This is a genomic window from Agrobacterium pusense (assembly GCF_013285525.1).
In the GTDB taxonomy this organism is placed as follows: Bacteria; Pseudomonadota; Alphaproteobacteria; order Rhizobiales; family Rhizobiaceae; genus Agrobacterium; species Agrobacterium pusense.
Map to the genome: position 1 here is coordinate 2,011,141 of NZ_CP053857.1, position 17,839 is coordinate 2,028,979.

Below are 17,839 nucleotides of genomic sequence, written 5' to 3' on the forward strand. Positions count from 1 at the left end.
GTCACGGATGCGGGGTTTGCCTTGCCGGCAGGGCCTTGATGTAGCGGGCAATCGCGTCGCGATCTTCCTGTGGCAACTGCGAAAGATTGGCGACCACGTCCACCATTGCGGACCCGACATGTCCGTCCTGCGGCGTCTGGCCTGTTGCGAGCATGGTGGAGATGTCGGTCTGCGTCCACCTGCTGAGACGTGCCGGCGTGATGTTTGGCACAAAGCCCGTGCCTTCCGCGTCGGGACCACCAGCGAAACGGGTTTCCGGGCGGATGGCGGCGAAGATATTACGGCTGGAATGGCATTCGGCACAGTGGGCAAGCGTTTCCGTCAGATAGGAGCCGCGATCAAGAACGGGATCGCCGGTGATGGCCTGCGACTTGCCGACCTCGTCAAAGAACAAAAGCTTCCAGACGCCAACGGCACGTCGCAACCTGAAGGGCGGCCACAGATCATGCGGCGGCGCTTTGCCGGAAACAGGCGGCAGGGTCCGCAGATAGGCGTAAAGGTTTTTTATGTCCTCGATCTTCATTCCCGTATAGCTCGTATAGGGAAAGGCCGGATAATAATGGCGGCCGTCAGGCGATATGCCGGCGACCAGCGCATTTGCGAAATCTTCAACGGTCCAGGATCCGATCCCGTCGGCAATGTCGGGGGATATATTCGGCGGACGGAAAACGCCGAAGGAGGAGGAAAGCGCCAATCCGCCTCCGAGCACGAGCGAGTCCGGCTGTCCCGGCGTGGCATGGCAGGACCCGCAGCTTGATGCCAGAAATACAAGTCTTCCCAGCTGCGGATCGCCGGGCGATGATCCGATGTCGTTCGGTCCGAAGACCGGCTTCGGCGTAGTCAGAAGCCAGACTCCCAGACAGGCCATCGCTGCGAGACACCATATCAACAGCCGGCCTGCCTGAACCGACAGATGAAAACCGGGAGTCTCGCGAACCATCATCGGAAAGGTCCATCGTCAGAGCATACTTTTATGATTGCGCCGGGTTCCGGCCGCACGGCTGATCCGCCGCTATCGAACTTCGCATGCCGTTTGTGGTTCCCGCGCGATCATGTCGCGAGTCATGGCCGCCGTTCGGGAACAACCGGAGCCGACCGTGGTTAGGCCGGCATGTTCAATCCCAATGGAGGTCGGCACGTGGACCCGGAAACTGATCACGAGACCTGCAACAGCCTGAACATAGAGGCTGCAACCCCCAAGGTGGTCAAAATCACCATCGACGGTCGAACGCTCCTCGAAGGCGTGCTGAACACCGGAAGTGTTCTGAGCGTGCAGACGAAGGAGGGCGCCGAGCCGCAATCCATCGAACTGGTAGTCGAGGACCTGGCTCGGTAGCCGCTTCGCGAACACTCGGCGCGGCAAGGGCGCCGCGCCTCTAGCCGCGAAAGTCGCCCTCGTTGCTTTCCCGCTCGTCGTAATTGATGTCCCAGTCTTTTTCCGGCTTTTTTGTGCCTGGTGGTAGCTTGTTGGCGGTTGCGTCGTCCGAGCCGGTGATGACCCTCGGCTTCGCGCTCGCAACGCCGTTATTGGTCGAGGTCTTTTTGCCGGGAGCAAACTGGGGCGCGCTGTCCTTGTGAATCTGCTCGAGCTTGTCTTTCTTCGTCATGGCATCCTCCTGTCTGTCCCTAACCTTTTTACGCCGATGCTGTTCCCTCGAACCATCAGTGCGGAACCGCTTTTTGCTCCCGGGGTTAGAAGGAGAGAGCGGACCGCAGGGTCTGCGCTGCAGGATGTTTTAAAAAAAGGGGCTTCCGCGATGACCCGATCACAGGACGATGTCAGGCCCGAACCCGGCACCGATGACGCACGCTCGACTGAAAGCGATGAAAGCCGCAAAGACCGTGAAAAGGCGACAGAAAACGCCGAACGCGAAAGGCGCTCGCGCTATGGACGCGACGAAGACAAGGAGAACAACGATGACGGAATCGGCAACAACCACCGATCATGACACGATACGGAAATGGGCGGAGCAGCGCGATGGCCACCCTGCCAAAGTGGACGTCTCGGGCGATGGAGGGATCCTCAGGATCGATTTCGGTGAGCCGGAGGATGCGCTGAAGGCCATATCATGGGACGAGTTTTTTGAAATCTTCGAGGACAGGAAGCTGGCATTCCTTTATCAGGACAGAACGTCGGGCGGCGAGAGCCGCTTCAACAAGTTCATTTCACGCTGAGGGAGAGGCGAGTGAGCGACGAAACGGTATCGAGCATCCCGAACCGGGCACAGCAGCAAAAGGCATATCGGTTCTGGGCCCCGGTTTATGACCGTGTCTACGGCTTCTTTCTCAAGCGGGCGCAGATGGAGTTGGCCAGATGTGTGGGTGGTGCCGGTCGCGACATTCTCGAAATCGGCGTCGGCACGGGGCTGGTCCTTCCGCTTTATCCTCCGGCCAGCAACGTGACCGGGATCGACATTTCAGCGGACATGCTTCGGAAGGCCAAAACAAAAGTGGCAGGCGGTTCGCTGCCGCATGTGAAAGCACTGCATGTGATGGATGCCTGCGAAACCACGTTTCCGGATGCGTCCTTCGACGTGATTTCGCTGCCCTTCGTCATCACGCTTATTCCCGATACCGGCCGGCTGCTTTCCGAATGCGCCCGAGTGCTGAAGCCGCGTGGCGAGATCGTCATCGTCAGCAAGATCACCGACAGCAGCGGCGCAGTTCGCCGCATAGAACAAATGGTCTCGCCGGTGGCCCATAACATCGGGCTCAGTTCGGCATTTCGTCTGGACGGGATCGAGGACTGGCTGCGCCGCAACCCGTCATTCCATCTGGCGGAAAACAGGACGATCCCCCCAACCGGGTATTTTCGTCTGCTGCGTCTTTCCCGCTCCTCGCCGGAGACGTCTGAGAAGGCCGCGTCCCCTTCGGGTCACTAGGATCTCTGGCACCGCCGAAAAATACGCATTGTACGTTGGCGTACGGCAACCAAGCGGCAGATGGGCCATTTCCCTTCTATGTGAAAGGAAGGACCATGGCCAAACACGCTATAAATGAAGAGTCCGGCCCCGCACTAAGCGAAGCGCAACTTGAGACCTTGCGCATCGAAATTGCCGATCTAGCGCCAGCGCTGACGGCGTTTGCGCGTCGTTTCGTCAGAAATGACGAAGATGTCAACGATCTCGTTCAGGAAACCATGATGCGGGGGCTTCGTTCCCTGCACCGCTTCACCCCCGGAACAGCCCTGAAATCATGGCTGTTCACTATTTTGCGGAACACCTTCTGTACCCGATACAAGGTTGGAAGGCGCGAATGCGTCGGGCTGCCGGCGGGAATAGAGCAAACGATGTCGGTCCCCGCCAGTCAGGAATGGCGGATGGAGCATGATGAAGTCATGCGCGCGATCCGCGATCTGGATGCGGATCAGAAGAAGGCGCTGCTGCTCGTCGCCGGAGGAACGAGCTACGCCGATGCAGCCTCCATCTGCGGCTGCAGGGTGGGCACCATTAAGAGCCGCGTCAACCGCGCCCGCGAGTCCCTGCGGCGCACTCTCGCCTGACATCATCGGGCCACTGCAAACAGCACACTGTAGCTGCAGGATTTCCCCGTCTGCCCGTTGATGTCGCCAAGCCGGTGGAAGATTTCCCCTTCCACCGGTGGCAGATCCGCCGGAGCATCGGATAAATTGGCCCTGAGTTGCAACCGGCCGGCCGCAAACGCCCAGTCTATGGCAAGCGTTCGCGCAGGAGAACCGAGTGCCGTCCCGCCTCCGAATTCCGAAGCGAGCAGGGGCCAGACATGCTGCCGGCGCTTTGCGAGCAATCCTGCAAGGATCTCGCTTGCCCGTCTCCCATCTTCCTCATCGGCTTGACGCCAGTTCAAGGTAGAAAGGAGCCGCGTGCGCACGTCATTGGGGTCCTGGACGAGATCGCGCGCGTTCTCGGGAAGAGCTCCCTGAAACATTTCAGCCTGCCGCAACCGCCCTTTTATCGCGGCTTCCCGATCGTGTTGCGGGTGGTCGGAAAAGAAGTAGAAAGGCTGCGTCGATGCGTGGTCGTCACCCATGAACATCAGCGGCGTTTGTGGGGAGAGCAGGAGAATGCACTCTAGTACATCGAAAAGAGCTGGTTCGAGCAGGGCACGCAGTCTTTCGCCGCAAAGCCGGTTTCCGGCCTGATCGTGATTGTGGAGAAAGTTCACGAAGGTTTGCGGGGAGAGATGATCGCTGCGTTCGCCGCTCCTCGCAAAGTCCCGGGAAGGGCGCGGATCGCCCTGATAAACGAAACCGGTCGCAAGCGACCGACGAAGCAGGCTCTCCGGGTTCGAAACGAAATCCCGATAAAGACCGCCATCTTCGCCGGTCGTCATGACGTGGACGACGTGATGAAAGTCGTCGTTCCACTGGGCGTCTACCAGCGGCGGAACATCTTCTTCGGGCGTCATCGGCTTTGCCGTGTTTCTTGCATCCTCTATGACAAGATACACATGCCTGCCCGTCACCTTGTGCCTGATCGTCTGGGCAAGCTCTGTCAGGAAATCCACCTCGCCGCCGCCGCCGGCCAGATGATCGGCGGCATCGATCCGCAACCCGTCAAAACGGTAGGTCTGAAGCCAGTAAAGGGCGTTTTGCAGGAAATATGATCGCACATCCACGCTGTTGAAATCGGGAGCAGGGCCCCAGGGTGTTTCGTTTTTCTGAAAAAAGTCGGGCGCATAAGTTTGAAGGAAGTTCCCCTCCGGCCCGAGATGATTGTAGACCACATCCAGCAAAACCATGATCCCCAGGCCATGGGCCGCGTCTATGAAGGCTTTGAGGTCGTCCGGCGATCCATAATCCCGCTGCGGCGCAAATTGCAGAACGCCGTCGTAGCCCCAGCCGCGATCTCCCTGAAAACTCGCGAGCGGCATCACCTCAATGACGGTGATGCCGAGTTCAGCCAGTCGTTCCAGCTTCTTTTCGGCCGCCCGGAACGTCCCTTCTTCCGTGAACGTGCCGATGTGAACCTCGTAGATCATAGCCTCGTGCCACGGCCTACCGTTCCAGTTCTCATGCTGCCACGCAAAGTCGTGATCGATGACGGTTGACGGGCCGTCCAGGCCGCCTTCCTGCCAATGTGAGGCCGGATCGGGAATTTCATGCCCGTCCGGCAGAACAAAGTGATAGGTGGCGCCGCTACTCACATTCGCTGCAACGGCTTCGTACCAGCCGTTCTCCTCAGACCGCATTTCGTATTCCGCGCCGTTTATAACGAGCCTCGGCGCATCAGAACCGGGCGCCCAGATGCGAAAGCGCGCATCTCCTGCAGCATCGAATTGCACGCCCCATTTGCGATATTTCATTGCGTTGAACATTCACGGAACCTCCAGTCAGCCTCGTTTGGTCCTAACCGGATCGCCGTCGGTCGGTTCCTGCCTCCGCACCGGGAATATGCTGATGAAAGGAACAAACGGGTTTGGCCGTCGTTCGCCGTTGAACAGCCAAAACGACGGCTCGGCGGGCATAGCTTGCCGCCCGATCGCTGACCTGAAGACAGAAAGAGACGGTGACATGACACAGGAAACCGACCTTGCCGACTTTCTCCGCGTGGCAACGGACGACGAATTATTCCACAAGATGCGCGAACTCGAAGCGAAGAGCGAGAAGGAGGGGCTGGAGGAAGTGGAAGCACTGGTGGATTTGACAGCCACGGAGATCGAAAACCGGTTTCCTGGCCAGTCGCTCGCTCCCTATGTCCGCTGGAAACAGGACCGGCTCCTCTGATACGCGGTAAAGTCGGCGTTTGCCTTATTGTCTGGCCTGCCGCCGCTCGATACGCATTCTCGCAAATGCGTCCGGCAATATGTCGGGAAACGAAAGTGACTCCTGAGGCTCTTTGCTGACGAGCCCTTCAAAAAGCGCCAGATATTGCGCCGCACTCTTTTCCCAGGAAAAGTTGGCACGCATGGCCTGGGCCTGGAGGCGCTTGAAGAGTTCCCTGTTGTTGAACGCAGCGATGGCGCGCTCCAGCGCCGCCCGCAGGTCGTCGATATTTGCCGGTTCGAACTGAAAGCCGGTAGCAACCCCCGCATCTATGGCGGCGTCGTTGGCGTCGATGATCGTCTCGGCCAAACCTCCGGTGCGGCTGACGATGGGCAGGGCACCATATCGCAATGCGTAAAGCTGGGTCAGGCCGCATGGTTCGAAGCGCGAAGGCTGGATGATGAAATCCGACCCCGCATGGATCATGTGGGCCAGACGTTCGTCATAACCGATATGGGCACAGACCATTTCCGGATATCTTTTTGACAGGTCACGCAGGCCATCTTCCAGTTGCCCGTCTCCTTCTCCGTGAACGATGAGCCTGCCTTTCCGCGCGATGATGAGGGGAACAACATCGAGCAAGAGATCAACGCCCTTTTGCCAGGTGAGGCGGCTCACCACACCAAATACCGGACCCTGTGTGTGGGCAAGGCCCAGAGCCTGAAGCAGCGCATATTTGTTCAGGCTCCGCCTTGCCACGGTCGCCGACATGAAATTCGCGAGAATGAAGGGATCGGTCGCGGGATTCCAGACATCCTGATCGACGCCGTTGACGATGCCGCGCACACTTTCGCTTCGCGTGCCGAACACGCCATGCATGCCCATGCCGGCTTCCGGTGTCAGGATTTCGCGCGCATAGGTTGGACTGACCGTGGTAACGGCCGATGCGGTCGTCAGGCCGCCCTTCAGAAAAGAGATGTCGCCGTAATATTCGAGGCATTCCACCGTGCAGAGCTCGTCCGGAAGCCCCAGAACCCTTGCGCGCGAAAAAGGATATTGACCCTGAAATGAGAGGTTGTGAATGGTCAGGACGGTCGGCACCTCGCCCGGCGCCGCGTCGGCGAGATAGACACAGGTCAAGGCGGCGTGCCAGTCGTGAACGTGGACGATATCCGGCCTCCAACCGGGCATTGATCCAAGGGCAATGTCCGCCGCGGTCTTGGACAGGACGGCGAACCGGAGGTCGTTGTCCGGAAACGGATGGTCCTTTTCGCCGTAGGGATGCCCATCCCGGTCAAAGAGATGGGGCGCATCGAGCAGCACCAAATTCTTCTGGTCGGCAACGAGCGAATATACCTTAACGTCCTGTCCCAGCACGCTCCCGGAAAAGCAGGGCTGATGCCCGCGGATGAGGGGACGCAGTTTGCGATAGAGCGGCAGCAGCGTGCGCACCTCCGCACCGAGTTTGGCAAGCGCGTCCGGCAATGCTCCCGTCGTATCGGCCAGCCCGCCGGTTTTGATGAAAGGGAACATCTCGGCCGTGACGGCAAGAATGTGCATGAATGCCTCCGCATTTCGTCGATCTGTCATCGTGAGGAGACGCGGGGCTTTTATTGTTTGCAAAGCCTCTCGCCGCTTTAGTGGTGTGCCGCATCACGGGGGGCAGGCGGCGGCGCTCAGAAGGACGGCCGATCCGCAATTCTGCCTTGGCGCCGAGGAACGCTATCGATCCTGCTGATGTCCCTGATGGGTGGTGTTGATTTTTATGTTGGCCTGTCGTCCCGTGCGGGTGGAGGCGTTCTTCTCCTTCGCAGAAGAGGCTTCCTCCGCATTGAGGCGCTCATTGTCGCCCGGGCCCTTGTCCGTTTGGTTGTCTTTCGGAATGGGGAGCGTTTTTCTGGTCATTTTGAACCTCGTTCGCATCTGGTGCTGATCGTTTCGATCGAACGACTCGAACCCTGCTTCCGAGCGATTGTTCCCGTCCGTTTCGTCGCGGTCGCTAATTTTCCGCGCGGCGTTTTCGGGGTTAATCGCTGCGCAGGAATTCCTCTTTGGCCTGAAGCCAGTCCTGCGTGCTGACGAGGGTCAATTGTGCCGCGAAACGGCCCCTCAATACCGTCAGCGAGGCATCATGCGTTGCATCGCGCGCGCTGCAGACGGCGTCCTCAAGAAGGAAGATGCGATACCCCAGATCCACCGCCCCCAGCACGGTTGCGAGCACGCAGACATCCGTTTCCCCACCGGATATGACAAGCGTGCCGACCCCTTGGCCTACGAGTTTTCGGTGCAGGCGACCATCCGTCCAGGGGGAATAGGTGGTTTTCAGGAATTCTTCCGCAGGTGGAACGTAGCCCGCGAACTCGCGGACGATATCGGTCATTTCGGGGCGAAGATACTCGCCGGTCATCATCCACCATTTCTCATAATAACGCCCCCACCGCCCCGAGGCGGCGTCGGCATCCGGCGGTGGGATGAAGCGGGTGAAAACGGTCGTGTGCGGCGAGTTCTCAACCACCCGCCCGACATTGTCGATGATGCGCGGCATCCAGTCCACGTGCCATGGCGTCTCTTCCGCAAACATGCGCTGCATGTCGATGCAAAGATGACACCACCGGGGAAAGAGGCCCTCTTCAGAATTCATGGGAATGTCCGAATGATTTGTGGGTCAGCTACGGTCAGCTAACAATCCGGTCCGCCGAAAGTTCCGCCCGCACGGCCGCCTTAGCCCGGCCGCATCGACGACCCAAGGGCCTACGCCCGGCGTTGGCCGGTGCGCCTCATTCTGAAATAAAGCGCCGACATTTCGTGGAGTTTGCCGGGATCGACAATGCCGCGATTATACATTTTGAGGACGTAACGGGCGACGTCCTCCAAGCAAAGGCTGGGATCGTGCTCTCCGGCCAGGACGCTATCATAAGCCGACTTGACCGTATTGATATCGTCATTCAGGAAGATACCCGAACTCTGATAGGCGCGATAGGCGGACAATTTCACCTCCTTGGCGGCTGCGTTTTGCGAGGCCGAAAAAAGGGATCACATGTCTATCTTATACGGAAAAGAGTGGAGGTAAATGGTCGTGACCGTACCGAAGGCGCCGATCTGCCTATAATGCGAGATTATGTCTTCCGGCCACTTCGGATATCTGCGCATGAAAGCGCGCGAATACCCGCGCACTTTCCTCCTCTGCCAGCCCGTAATATTCCTGCGCATATGTTTCCAGCGCTTGCCGGTCCCTTATGGTGATTTTCGCTCTCTCGGCGCGGATCAGGCGTTCGCTTTCGAGGACGTGCAGGGCATCCGTCACGCTCGGGCGCCTCACCGCCAGCATTAGCGAGAGAAAATCGTGGGTCAACTGTAGCTGGTCGCCACGCACGCGGTCGTGACACATCAGGAGCCAACGCGCCAGGCGCTGGCTGACCGTGCCTGTGGCGTTGGCGGCGGCCGTGCATTCCACCTGCGTCCTCGCGACGTGCGAGGCGCAGATCACGATGTCCGAGAATATTTGATGTTTCGCCATCAGGCTGCGGAAAACCTCCATGTCCATAGCCACCGCCTTGCCCGGCGCCTGAACGACGATCTCGGTTAAGTTCTCCTCCGCGCCGGCGAGTGCACCGGTGGGTATGAAACCTTCATGTCCGACGATGCCGCTCTCGGTTTTCCGTCCTGATCTGGAAACTACAACGATGGATGCTATGCCCGAGGCGAGAAAAAGCACGCGATCGATGCGCTGACCGGCTGAGAAAAGTTTGTCGCCAAGCGAAAGTGTCAACGATGTCGACGCCTTCAGCACCTCGCTCCGGATTTCCGCATCAAGAAGGGAAAGGAGGAAACCCGTTTCTTCCCGCCCGTTGCTCCGCTCCAGCATAACACTTTGCCTCGCTAGTGTCTTATGCCCCCTCCCTGCGCCATCAAGGCGGAGACAATGTTGTCTATGTCCTCTGAACGTGCGGAGAGCACAAAAGGTCCCGGTTCGCTCTCGAAGACCGGTCGGGGCACGAAAAACAGGTAGGGAACGGCCTTCTCTTCAAGCTGATCGGTCAGACGAAGCATGATCTCCGCCTCGTAGCGGACATCGATGATGGCGGCGGAAAACAGCAGCGTATCGTCATTTTCCATAACGTCGGCCGGGTAGGGACCTATCAGGCCGACCTGCGCTCGGGACCAGGCTTTTGCTATTTCCGGTGTGACTGTGTCGGCCGCGCCGATGACCATTATAGGGAGACGCTTGATAGTCTGCATGCCTTGCTCCTCGCACGCCACCGGCAATGCGTATCTCTATTCAATACTATAATGTCTAACTAACCGTAGTCGGTTCATCCGATTTCATCAAATATATGCGAGACGGCACTACTGTGTAGTTCTGAACATGCACCGGCGATGAACGCGGCACGTCCGGATGCGCTTTTTTCAGGTCTTTTCAGCCAGAGCGGAACAATTCTGGGCACTCGGGGTTCGGGGCGTCGTTCACTCAAGGAGACGTAAATGGCTAGTCAAAAAACGCTCGACGATCTGTTTCTGGATGGCCTGAAGGACATCTATCATGCGGAAAAACAGATACTCAAGGCCTTGCCGAAAATGGCGCGCGCCGCGCAGCTCGAAGAGGCGAAACAGGGTTTCCTGCAGCACCGGGATGAGACGCAAGGCCAGATCGAGCGTCTGGAGCGCGTGTTCGAAATCATCGGCAAGAATGCGCGCGGCAAGACGTGCGAGGCCATTCAGGGCATTATTGCGGAAGCCGAGGAAATCATCGAATCCTTCAAGGATTCGCCGGCGCTCGACGCGGGCCTGATTGCCTCCGCGCAGGCCGTCGAACATTACGAGATTGCCCGTTATGGCACTCTGGTGGCGTGGGCGGGCCAGCTGGGCATCGATGAAGGCGTTCCGCTGCTTCAGGCAAACCTCGACGAAGAAGGCGCAACCGACAAAAAACTGACGAAACTCGCCGCGACGGTAGCCAACCCGAAAAGCCAGAAAGCCGCCTGACGGAATAGCGCTGGATCCGTCTTCCGCATTTCGGATGCGAAAGTCGACCCGTAAGTGACGGCGCGGGCTGTTTCCGCGCCCGAACCCTGCATGGTCCACGACCGCGTGGCAAACGCCACGGCGATGGAGAAAAAGATGACGACAATTCCGCTGCTCGGCGCATATCCGCTTGAAATTTCTCTGGGCGGCCGCTGCTTCAACGTTTCTGGCGTGGATGAGGCGGTTCGTTTGCTGGAGGAGGAATGGCCTGAAAAGGCAGGCGTCCATTACGCTCGGGCTTTGAGGAGTTGCCGCCTGGCCATGTTGAGAAATGGCTCTTCGGCGGTTGCGAGGGAGCATTTGATTGCAGCATGTCTTGAGGCCGGTATTCCGCTTGGCCCATCGTCAGGTATCGAAAATACTCAGCTGCCGCTCTTTCCGGGGGCGAAAGCCGGCGGCAAAGGGAGTTTGGCGGCCGCGCCCCGCCGCTGAGACCCGGAACAGAAAGCACGAGGACAAGATGGCCGAGCCACGCGACCGCATAAAACCGGAAGAGGACCTCAATCGCCCTGTCAGTGAGGAGTTCGATTCCAAATATTCGCCCGTCGGCGTCGATGACGGTGCCTTTCGCGGACGGAAGCGAACATGGAAGAGGATGATGATCTATGCTTTGGTCATCTTCGCACTGGCTATCGTGATTGCATTATCTTTCCTTGTCGGTACGCATCCTGGCCGCGCATCCTGACAAGTATCCCGCGAGGAGAGGCAGATGAGCGAACGGACAGACGAAAAATCGATCTATTGGACGATTGTCGGCGCAGACACCAATACCAATGAGGGGCTGGCGCGATTGCTTGGCGTCATCCTGGTCTTCATCCTTATCGGCGGCTTTCTCGTCTGGCTGCTGGCCGGCTGAACCGGCGCCTAGCGGATAGATGGAGCGATCCCGTCCGGCATCTTTTCCGGACGGCATCCATACCGTATCCCTCAAAATTTTCCAGTGACCAGGTCCCGGCCTTCAATCGAGACCGGCGTGTTTATTTCCCCCCGCCTGCGTTTCAAGGGAATGTCCACCTGGTAAGGCGCGGCGACTGTCAGCCGGAACGCTTCACCGTTTCGGCGCGATACCGCCCGGTCGGTCGCCATGACGTCCGTCGTCGAGTGACGCAGTGGCATGGCTTCGTCCACAAGGATGAAGTCCATGTGCCGCGTCTTCGCCGATGTTACCGCGAGATAACGGCTTGGATAAACAGCCTCCATGACATTGCCGACCAGAACGGCCCAGCCATTTTCATGTGCCATGATCTCACATTCGATCTTCTTCTTCATTGCCATCAATCCTCCCTTTCGGCAGTGCCTAACCACGCTTGAAGAAGCTTGTTCCCGCGGCTGGAAATGATTACTGGCAGCAGACCGCTTATTCTGCCGCCGCCAGAAATTTCCTTATCTTGCGCAGATCGGCGACGAAGGCCTGCCGTTGTAGTCGCGCCTCGTCGCGGTCGCGAAGGCGCAGCAGGTAGGAAGGGTGAATGGTCACGAGAAGGCGTGTTCCGCCAGGGGTGGTGGAGAAATGCCCCCGCTCCGTGGTCACTCCGCTGGTACGGCCGGTGAGCGAATAAAAAGCCGTCGCGCCCATGGCGACGATCAGCTCTGGTTTGAGTAACCGCAGTTCCGCTCCCAGCCACCAGGCGCAGCGCTGCACTTCCCCGCTGTTGGGGCGCGCATGGAGCCGCCGTTTGCCTCTTTGTTCAAACTTGAAATGCTTGACGGCATTGGTGACATAACATTGCGAGCGATCGACGTCTGCTTCCTGCAGGCATGCGTCTAGCAGCCGGCCTGCGGGGCCGACAAATGGATGGCCCTTCAGGTCTTCGTCATTGCCGGGCTGTTCGCCGACAAGCACGACACTCGCATCGTTTCTGCCCTCGCCAAAAACCAGCTGGGTCGCATTCCTGTAAAGATCGCAACGTTCGCAGCCTTCGGCCTGTCTGTGCAATGCAGCGAGTGAAGGCGCTTCGGCATGATCGGGCTGAAAGGCCGGTGGGGGGCGGTTCTTGCGGGCTGCGGTCGGCACGGGTCTATTCTCCCGGCGGCGGCTCTGCCGCATAGTGGCGTGCCCCGCGCCGGCATAGATAAACCTCCCGTTCCGGATGTCGCTCTATGATGAAGCCGGCGCTGCGAAGCATTGCCTCCACCGCGGCCCTGTTGGGTATGAACCAGTTCGTCGGATCAGCCGCATACCGTTCCTCCACGAAAAACAGTTTGGGATAGGCGGGGTCCTCGAACATGGCCCATTCGGAAAACGGGTAATCTTCTTCGAGGTCGGGTATTCTCCCGTCACCCCGCTGAAGCGACTGGAAGAGCATCATATCGGCTGCGACATGTTCGTGGATGAGATCGAGCGCCAGAAGCGGATGCCGCAGATGGTAAAACACGCCCATGAAGATCACGAGGTCAAAACGCTCTTCAAGCCTGGCCACGTCATAAACCGACAATTGCCGGAACTCTATGTCGAGTCCGGATTGCTCGGCGACAAAGCGGGCCTGGGCGAGATAGTGCGGGTCGGCATCGATGCCGACGACACGCCCGGCATTGCGACGTTTCATTTCCACGCTGTAAAACCCGGCATTACATCCGATATCGAGAACGCTGCGACCGCCGAGATCTTCTGGAATGATGTGGCGAAACCCCTCCCACTTAAATGCCGGGTAGTTGCCGAGAAAGTGGTCTGGCGCTGTTTCCACGCCTGCGATCGCCATGTTCTGGAACCAGGGCCCGAGATCCTCGATCTGCTTTTCCAGTTTCTGGCGCATGGTCATGGTCCCAGCACCGCGCCGGCGGCGATTGCTCCGCTGCCTGCCGGGGGCGCTCCTGCCTTGGAGTTTCCGCCAGCCAGGGCGAAGGCGAACCAGTCCGCTGTGTGGCGAAGGCCCTCGGTGAGCGGCACTTGCGGCGCCCAGCGAAGCAGTTCCCGGGCGCGGGAAATATCCGGCCGCCGCCGTCGCGGGTCGTCAGTCGGCAGGGGACGGTGTACCAGTACCGACCGCGTGGGAACTGTCAGAAGAACGAGGTCGGCCAGCTGTCTGATCGTGAATTCGCCGGGATTGCCAAGATTGACGGGAACGCCCGGATTGGGGTCGACATCCATGAGTGCGATCAAACCCGTGACGAGATCGCTCACATAACAGAAAGAACGTGTCTGCTCGCCCGTCCCGTAGATTGTCAGCGGCTCGCCCGCAATCGCCTGCACGAGCAGATTGGACACGATACGCCCGTCATCCGGTCGCATGCGCGGCCCATAGGTGTTGAATATCCGGGCGATGCGTGCGTCGACCTTGCCCGCACGCAAAAGATCGAAGCACAGCGCTTCCGCCGCGCGTTTTCCTTCGTCGTAACAGGCACGGGGGCCCGTGCAGCTCACATTGCCGCGGTAGTCTTCGCGCTGCGGATGTTCGTCCGGGTCGCCATAGACTTCGCTCGTGGAAGCCTGGAGGAAGGAGGCGCCATGGTGTTGCGCGAGAGCAAGAAGATTGCCGGTGCCTGAAACGCAGGTCATCATCGTATGAACGGGATCGGCCTGATATTGCGGCGGGGACGCCGCACAGGCGAGATTATAGATCTGCTGAACCGGTTCATCGATGTCCCGCAATTCGCATATGTCGGATTCGATAAGCCGGAAACGTGGATGATTGACAAGCGGGCGGACATTCGACCTCGAACCGGTCAGGAAGCTGTCGACGCAGATGACCCTGTCGCCGCGTGCAAGCAGCGCGTCACAGAGATGCGAACCCACAAAGCCGCCGCCACCTGCGACAACAACCGTTCTAGTACCTTGATTTCGCTGCGGCATACTCGCTCTCCCTGTTCTGGAGCCTGAAGGGGTGTTTCGCCGTTTCCGGAACCCTCGCCGGTATTCCGGTGAGATATGATGTCAGTTCGGCGGCCCTTGTTTCGCCGGTGTGGTGCTCGAGAATCCGTCGCTGGGCGTGAGCCGCCATGGCTTGTCTGCGTTCTGCCCCTACGGAAGTTAGTGCATGCACCACCTGTTCCGTGTTGCGGGCAATGAGAACGGCTTCATTTTCGGGCAGAAGGTCTGCGAGGCCCGGCCAGAAGTCGCTAATGATCGGCGTGCCGCATGCAGCGGCCTCGAAAAGACGGACGCTCGGCGACCAGCCGGCCGCAACCATATCGGCGCGCGTGATGTTCAGCGTGAAACGCTGGCAGCTATAAAATGCCGAATGTTTTTCAGGCGGCAGATGTTCGATGCGCTCGACATTTTCCGGCCAGTCGATGTTGCTGGGATATTGCGGGCCGGCGACAACGAACCGCATGTGGGGCAACCGGCGCGCTGGTTCGATCAGCAGCTCTTCAAGTTTCGGCTGGCGATCCCGGCTATAGGTGCCGAGGTAACCGAGATCCCACCGGGTTTCGTCGCCAGATTTCCGGTAACGGGCCGCATCGACAGAGCAGTAGAGCGCTTCCGCGCGCTGCGCGCCATATTGCCGTTCAAGGCGATGCAACGTGTCGCCGCCGGTGAAGGAAAAATAGATGTCGAACAGGGGGATCTGCCTTCGGGCGAGATATTCTTCGTCGTTCCTGTTGAGTTTCTCAAGAGTTACCGGCGTATCGATATCATAGAAGCAGAGCCGTTTCGGTCCGAGCGCCTTGACGGCGTCGATGACGCCGACCCCATCCGGCACATAGGATCCGACGATGACAGCATCCGCCTCCCGCAGCCGCTGCGCATACTCCTGCGTCACGGCGATCGGGTCATCGTAATAGACGAGCTCGCAGAAATCGGGAGCGGGCAAATCGCGTTTTGTCGCATACCACGGCGTGTCGCGCTCCAGAAAGAGCACCCGGTGGCCAGCCGCGGCGAGACCGCGAATGAGCGAGCGGAAGGTTGTGGCATGGCCGTTGCCCCATGATGACGAAAGGCTGAGGCCCAGGAAGACGATGTCGAGCGGTTTTATCATTCCGCCGCCTCCACGCTCATGGCACTGCGGGCGCGAAACAATCGGTCCACGTCCTCGGCGCGATGTTCATAGGTATGTTCGTGTCGCACTCTTGTCGAGGCGCGCTCGCCGATGGCGGCCGCCCTTGCAGGGGTGAGCGCCAACAGGATATCGATGACATCCTTGCCGTCGCGTGCGATCAGGATTTCCTCCTCGGGTTTCAGAAAAAGGTCGATACCGTCCCAATGGTCGGTGATGATACAGGCGGCAGCCCCCGCGGCCTCGAAGACACGGGTGGCGGGCGAGAACCCGTTCTGGGCCATCGAAGCGCGCGAGACGTTCAGGACCGCTTTGGGCGTCGCGTTGAAGGCATTGTGGTCGCGGGTGGAAACATGTCCGACATAGCGGATGTTCGGGGACATCGCCTTTCCTTGCCAGCCCGATCCGCCGAGCAGGAAGGTTTCTTTATCGAGACGTGCGGCCGGCTCGAGGAAGAATGTCTCGACCCTTTCCTCACGATCCGGAAGGCGGTTTCCCAGAAATCCCAGAGAGGCCGCGAAGCGCGGGTCGAGTGGAACGGGGTGATGGGTTTCGGGATCGAGTGCATTATAGACGGGGATACAGTCTCTGGCGCCGAGCGACCGATAGGCGTCGATCACCGGCTCGCCGCCGCCATAAGTCAGCACAAGATCCGTCCGGGCCAGTGCATGGCGCAACGGGTGGTCCGGGGAGGTCCGCAGTTCGGCAAGCGTGGCCGGGGCGTCGACATCCCAGAAAATCGTCAGCGCATTCTCGCGGGCGTGATCCAGCACCTCGGCCATCAACAGATCATCCTCAAACCCGACGCCGCTTGCCTTGACGACGATGTCGGCCTCCGCCGCGCGGCTTGCAGCCTGCCGCAGCGCGCTGACGGTTCCTTCATAAACAACGACCCTGCACCAGTCCGGCGGGTCGATATCGCGGTTCTTCTGCCGGTCGAATATGTCGGGCTCATAGAAGGTGATATCGTAACCTCTTGTCGCCAGGGCCTTCAGCAATCCGCGATAGTAGGTGGCGGCGCCGTTCCAGTAGGCGGAGAGGAGGCTCGATCCGTAAAAGGCGATCTTCATTGTGCTGCCTCCCGTGCGGACAATGCGTCATCGACGCGTGCAGGACCGCAGGCCCTGAGGATTTCGAAAAGCTCGTCAACGCGGTGGCGGCATGTATGCCGGGTGCGTATGGTTTCGAGACCGGAGCTGACGAGATGTCCGGCCAGCTCATGATCGGCAAGGACGCTGCGAAGCTGTCGCGCCATCGCCTCCCCGGAACTGACGGAGAGATAATCCTCGCCCGCACGGAATAGCCCTTCGCAATCGTCCCAGGGGGCCGAAATGAGAGGAATGCCGCAGGCGAGGGCTTCGAACATGCGAATGGTCGGAATGCCGGGCAGATGCTCGACGTAGGGCCGGCGTGGAATGTGAACGGTCACCCTGTTCTGCGCAAAGGCGCCGGGCACGGAAGCGTTGGCGATCCATCCTCCATAGGCGATCCCCGCCCGTTTCAGAGCATCCAGCGCATCTTGCGGGTAACGAACCCCGCGCACCGTCGTCTTGAGGCCGAGTTCCGCCGCCGGGCGGACGAGATATTCACCGATTTCGGCCGTCCGTTCGTCATCGCCCCAGTTCCCGATCCAGATCAGATCGCCAGTCTTCTCTGCCGATGGCTGTGGCCTGAAGATAGTGTCGTCAGCGGCCTCATGCCATGTGAAGACGTTGCGTCCCCAGCCGGCGTCCAGATAGCGCTGGCGTAATGTCTCACCGAAAACAAGAACACCGTCAAAGGCAGAAAGATCAAGGCCAGCAATGTCACCGTCGGTCGAGACTGCGCGGTGATGCGTGTCGTGAAACAGGAGTGTGAAGGTCGCGCCCGACTGCCGCAGGCGGCCGAGATGCGCAATCGTTGCCGGTTCCGTCCATTCATGCACGATGACGACATCGGCATCATCAACCGCCGTCTCGTGATCGAAATCCTCGTCATAGATGACGGACCGCAGATCGGGAAAGGTATCGTGAAAGGCGGCGATAGCGGCGCTGCCCTGATCGGCCTCCAGATTTTTACGGCTCCACGATCCGGCGGGCTCGAGCGCGATGGCGACATGTCCGCGCCGCAAGAGATCGCGCATGATCCCCCGCAGGAAATGCGCATTGCCGTGGTTCCAGTCCGAGATCAGAGAGTGCGTATAAAAGACGAACTTCATGGT

The 17,839-nt window shown here is 59.4% G+C and carries 26 protein-coding genes; 10 read left to right on the forward strand and 16 right to left on the reverse strand.

The genetic code is table 11. The features are described 5' to 3' along the window. Window position 1 precedes the first annotated feature (1 nt). Window positions 2-868 carry a c-type cytochrome gene (locus tag HQN82_RS22730; RefSeq protein ID WP_112635993.1) on the reverse strand — a complete coding sequence of 289 codons (867 nt, stop codon included), beginning with the start codon at window positions 866-868 and terminating at the stop codon, window positions 2-4. 270 nt (window positions 869-1,138) lie between these two features. Here HQN82_RS22730 and HQN82_RS22735 point away from each other — a divergent pair, with 270 nt between their 5' ends. Continuing rightward, the gene (locus HQN82_RS22735; RefSeq protein WP_022563908.1) at window positions 1,139-1,336 is read left to right on the forward strand and encodes a hypothetical protein; all 198 of its coding nucleotides are present in this window, start codon (window positions 1,139-1,141) and stop codon (window positions 1,334-1,336) included. A 40-nt stretch (window positions 1,337-1,376) separates the two neighbouring features. Here HQN82_RS22735 and HQN82_RS22740 read toward each other — a convergent pair whose 3' ends face one another. Beyond that, complete coding sequence (locus HQN82_RS22740) at window positions 1,377-1,607, reverse strand: hypothetical protein (RefSeq protein ID WP_004444504.1); 231 nt, start codon at window positions 1,605-1,607, stop codon at window positions 1,377-1,379. A 150-nt stretch (window positions 1,608-1,757) separates the two neighbouring features. On the opposite strand from HQN82_RS22740, the gene HQN82_RS22745 reads away from it, so the two are divergent. The 4 genes from HQN82_RS22745 to HQN82_RS22760 all read left to right on the forward strand — a co-directional run bounded on the left by HQN82_RS22745 (window position 1,758) and on the right by HQN82_RS22760 (window position 3,502). After that, window positions 1,758-1,949 (forward strand): hypothetical protein, encoded by a 192-nt coding sequence (locus HQN82_RS22745; protein WP_022563909.1) that lies wholly within the window; start codon window positions 1,758-1,760, stop codon window positions 1,947-1,949. Further along, window positions 1,918-2,175 (forward strand): hypothetical protein, encoded by a 258-nt coding sequence (locus HQN82_RS22750; RefSeq protein WP_048902941.1) that lies wholly within the window; start codon window positions 1,918-1,920, stop codon window positions 2,173-2,175. The genes HQN82_RS22745 and HQN82_RS22750 overlap by 32 nt, the downstream gene beginning before the upstream one ends. Before the next feature lie 11 nt (window positions 2,176-2,186). Next, window positions 2,187-2,882 (forward strand): class I SAM-dependent methyltransferase, encoded by a 696-nt coding sequence (locus HQN82_RS22755; RefSeq protein WP_022563911.1) that lies wholly within the window; start codon window positions 2,187-2,189, stop codon window positions 2,880-2,882. A gap of 95 nt (window positions 2,883-2,977) precedes the next feature. Beyond that, the gene (locus HQN82_RS22760) at window positions 2,978-3,502 is read left to right on the forward strand and encodes a sigma-70 family RNA polymerase sigma factor (RefSeq protein WP_022563912.1); all 525 of its coding nucleotides are present in this window, start codon (window positions 2,978-2,980) and stop codon (window positions 3,500-3,502) included. Window positions 3,503-3,504: 2 nt separating this feature from the next. On the opposite strand, the gene treZ is transcribed toward HQN82_RS22760, so the two are convergent. After that, entirely contained in the window at window positions 3,505-5,295 is a 1,791-nt protein-coding gene (treZ, locus tag HQN82_RS22765) for a malto-oligosyltrehalose trehalohydrolase (protein WP_173615973.1), read from the reverse strand. A 196-nt stretch (window positions 5,296-5,491) separates the two neighbouring features. Here treZ and HQN82_RS22770 point away from each other — a divergent pair, with 196 nt between their 5' ends. Continuing rightward, on the forward strand, window positions 5,492-5,704 hold the full coding sequence (locus HQN82_RS22770; RefSeq protein ID WP_044458872.1) for a hypothetical protein: 213 nt from the start codon (window positions 5,492-5,494) through the stop codon (window positions 5,702-5,704). A gap of 24 nt (window positions 5,705-5,728) precedes the next feature. Here the strand turns inward: HQN82_RS22770 and glgA are convergent, their stop codons facing one another. The 6 genes from glgA to HQN82_RS22800 all read right to left on the reverse strand — a co-directional run bounded on the left by glgA (window position 5,729) and on the right by HQN82_RS22800 (window position 9,922). Then, the gene (gene glgA, locus HQN82_RS22775) at window positions 5,729-7,243 is read right to left on the reverse strand and encodes a glycogen synthase GlgA (protein ID WP_022563916.1); all 1,515 of its coding nucleotides are present in this window, start codon (window positions 7,241-7,243) and stop codon (window positions 5,729-5,731) included. Between the two features lie 162 nt (window positions 7,244-7,405). Then, window positions 7,406-7,588 (reverse strand): hypothetical protein, encoded by a 183-nt coding sequence (locus tag HQN82_RS22780; protein ID WP_004444486.1) that lies wholly within the window; start codon window positions 7,586-7,588, stop codon window positions 7,406-7,408. Window positions 7,589-7,709: 121 nt separating this feature from the next. After that, window positions 7,710-8,324: a cysteine hydrolase family protein gene (locus HQN82_RS22785; protein ID WP_022563917.1), complete on the reverse strand. Its 615-nt coding sequence runs from the start codon at window positions 8,322-8,324 to the stop codon at window positions 7,710-7,712. 110 nt (window positions 8,325-8,434) lie between these two features. Next, window positions 8,435-8,671 (reverse strand): hypothetical protein, encoded by a 237-nt coding sequence (locus tag HQN82_RS22790; RefSeq protein ID WP_022563918.1) that lies wholly within the window; start codon window positions 8,669-8,671, stop codon window positions 8,435-8,437. Between the two features lie 115 nt (window positions 8,672-8,786). Continuing rightward, complete coding sequence (locus tag HQN82_RS22795; protein WP_022563919.1) at window positions 8,787-9,548, reverse strand: Crp/Fnr family transcriptional regulator; 762 nt, start codon at window positions 9,546-9,548, stop codon at window positions 8,787-8,789. Between the two features lie 14 nt (window positions 9,549-9,562). After that, on the reverse strand, window positions 9,563-9,922 hold the full coding sequence (locus HQN82_RS22800) for a hypothetical protein (protein WP_022563920.1): 360 nt from the start codon (window positions 9,920-9,922) through the stop codon (window positions 9,563-9,565). 243 nt (window positions 9,923-10,165) lie between these two features. On the opposite strand from HQN82_RS22800, the gene HQN82_RS22805 reads away from it, so the two are divergent. The 4 genes from HQN82_RS22805 to HQN82_RS22820 all read left to right on the forward strand — a co-directional run bounded on the left by HQN82_RS22805 (window position 10,166) and on the right by HQN82_RS22820 (window position 11,561). Then, entirely contained in the window at window positions 10,166-10,666 is a 501-nt protein-coding gene (locus HQN82_RS22805) for a YciE/YciF ferroxidase family protein (protein WP_173615974.1), read from the forward strand. 90 nt (window positions 10,667-10,756) lie between these two features. After that, a complete protein-coding gene (locus tag HQN82_RS22810; RefSeq protein ID WP_139190403.1) occupies window positions 10,757-11,137 on the forward strand; it encodes a DUF982 domain-containing protein in 381 nt (126 codons plus the stop codon). Window positions 11,138-11,165: 28 nt separating this feature from the next. After that, window positions 11,166-11,390, forward strand: coding sequence for a hypothetical protein (locus tag HQN82_RS22815; protein WP_006700497.1), 225 nt, complete (start codon window positions 11,166-11,168; stop codon window positions 11,388-11,390). A 24-nt stretch (window positions 11,391-11,414) separates the two neighbouring features. Then, window positions 11,415-11,561 carry a hypothetical protein gene (locus tag HQN82_RS22820; protein WP_004444478.1) on the forward strand — a complete coding sequence of 49 codons (147 nt, stop codon included), beginning with the start codon at window positions 11,415-11,417 and terminating at the stop codon, window positions 11,559-11,561. Window positions 11,562-11,632: 71 nt separating this feature from the next. Here the strand turns inward: HQN82_RS22820 and HQN82_RS22825 are convergent, their stop codons facing one another. The 7 genes from HQN82_RS22825 to HQN82_RS22855 all read right to left on the reverse strand — a co-directional run bounded on the left by HQN82_RS22825 (window position 11,633) and on the right by HQN82_RS22855 (window position 17,836). Then, a complete protein-coding gene (locus tag HQN82_RS22825; RefSeq protein WP_022563922.1) occupies window positions 11,633-11,980 on the reverse strand; it encodes a hypothetical protein in 348 nt (115 codons plus the stop codon). An 82-nt stretch (window positions 11,981-12,062) separates the two neighbouring features. Then, window positions 12,063-12,719, reverse strand: a complete 657-nt coding sequence (locus tag HQN82_RS22830) for a UdgX family uracil-DNA binding protein (protein WP_048902942.1) — start codon at window positions 12,717-12,719, stop codon at window positions 12,063-12,065. 4 nt (window positions 12,720-12,723) lie between these two features. Beyond that, a complete protein-coding gene (locus tag HQN82_RS22835; RefSeq protein ID WP_112635994.1) occupies window positions 12,724-13,458 on the reverse strand; it encodes a TIGR04290 family methyltransferase in 735 nt (244 codons plus the stop codon). 2 nt (window positions 13,459-13,460) lie between these two features. Next, window positions 13,461-14,495 carry a UDP-glucuronic acid decarboxylase family protein gene (locus HQN82_RS22840; protein WP_022563925.1) on the reverse strand — a complete coding sequence of 345 codons (1,035 nt, stop codon included), beginning with the start codon at window positions 14,493-14,495 and terminating at the stop codon, window positions 13,461-13,463. Further along, window positions 14,470-15,621: a CgeB family protein gene (locus tag HQN82_RS22845; protein WP_112635970.1), complete on the reverse strand. Its 1,152-nt coding sequence runs from the start codon at window positions 15,619-15,621 to the stop codon at window positions 14,470-14,472. Before HQN82_RS22845 ends, HQN82_RS22840 begins: the two co-directional genes overlap by 26 nt. Beyond that, complete coding sequence (locus tag HQN82_RS22850) at window positions 15,618-16,709, reverse strand: CgeB family protein (protein WP_022563927.1); 1,092 nt, start codon at window positions 16,707-16,709, stop codon at window positions 15,618-15,620. Before HQN82_RS22850 ends, HQN82_RS22845 begins: the two co-directional genes overlap by 4 nt. After that, the gene (locus tag HQN82_RS22855) at window positions 16,706-17,836 is read right to left on the reverse strand and encodes a CgeB family protein (RefSeq protein ID WP_022563928.1); all 1,131 of its coding nucleotides are present in this window, start codon (window positions 17,834-17,836) and stop codon (window positions 16,706-16,708) included. The genes HQN82_RS22850 and HQN82_RS22855 overlap by 4 nt, the downstream gene beginning before the upstream one ends. Window positions 17,837-17,839: the final 3 nt, after the last annotated feature.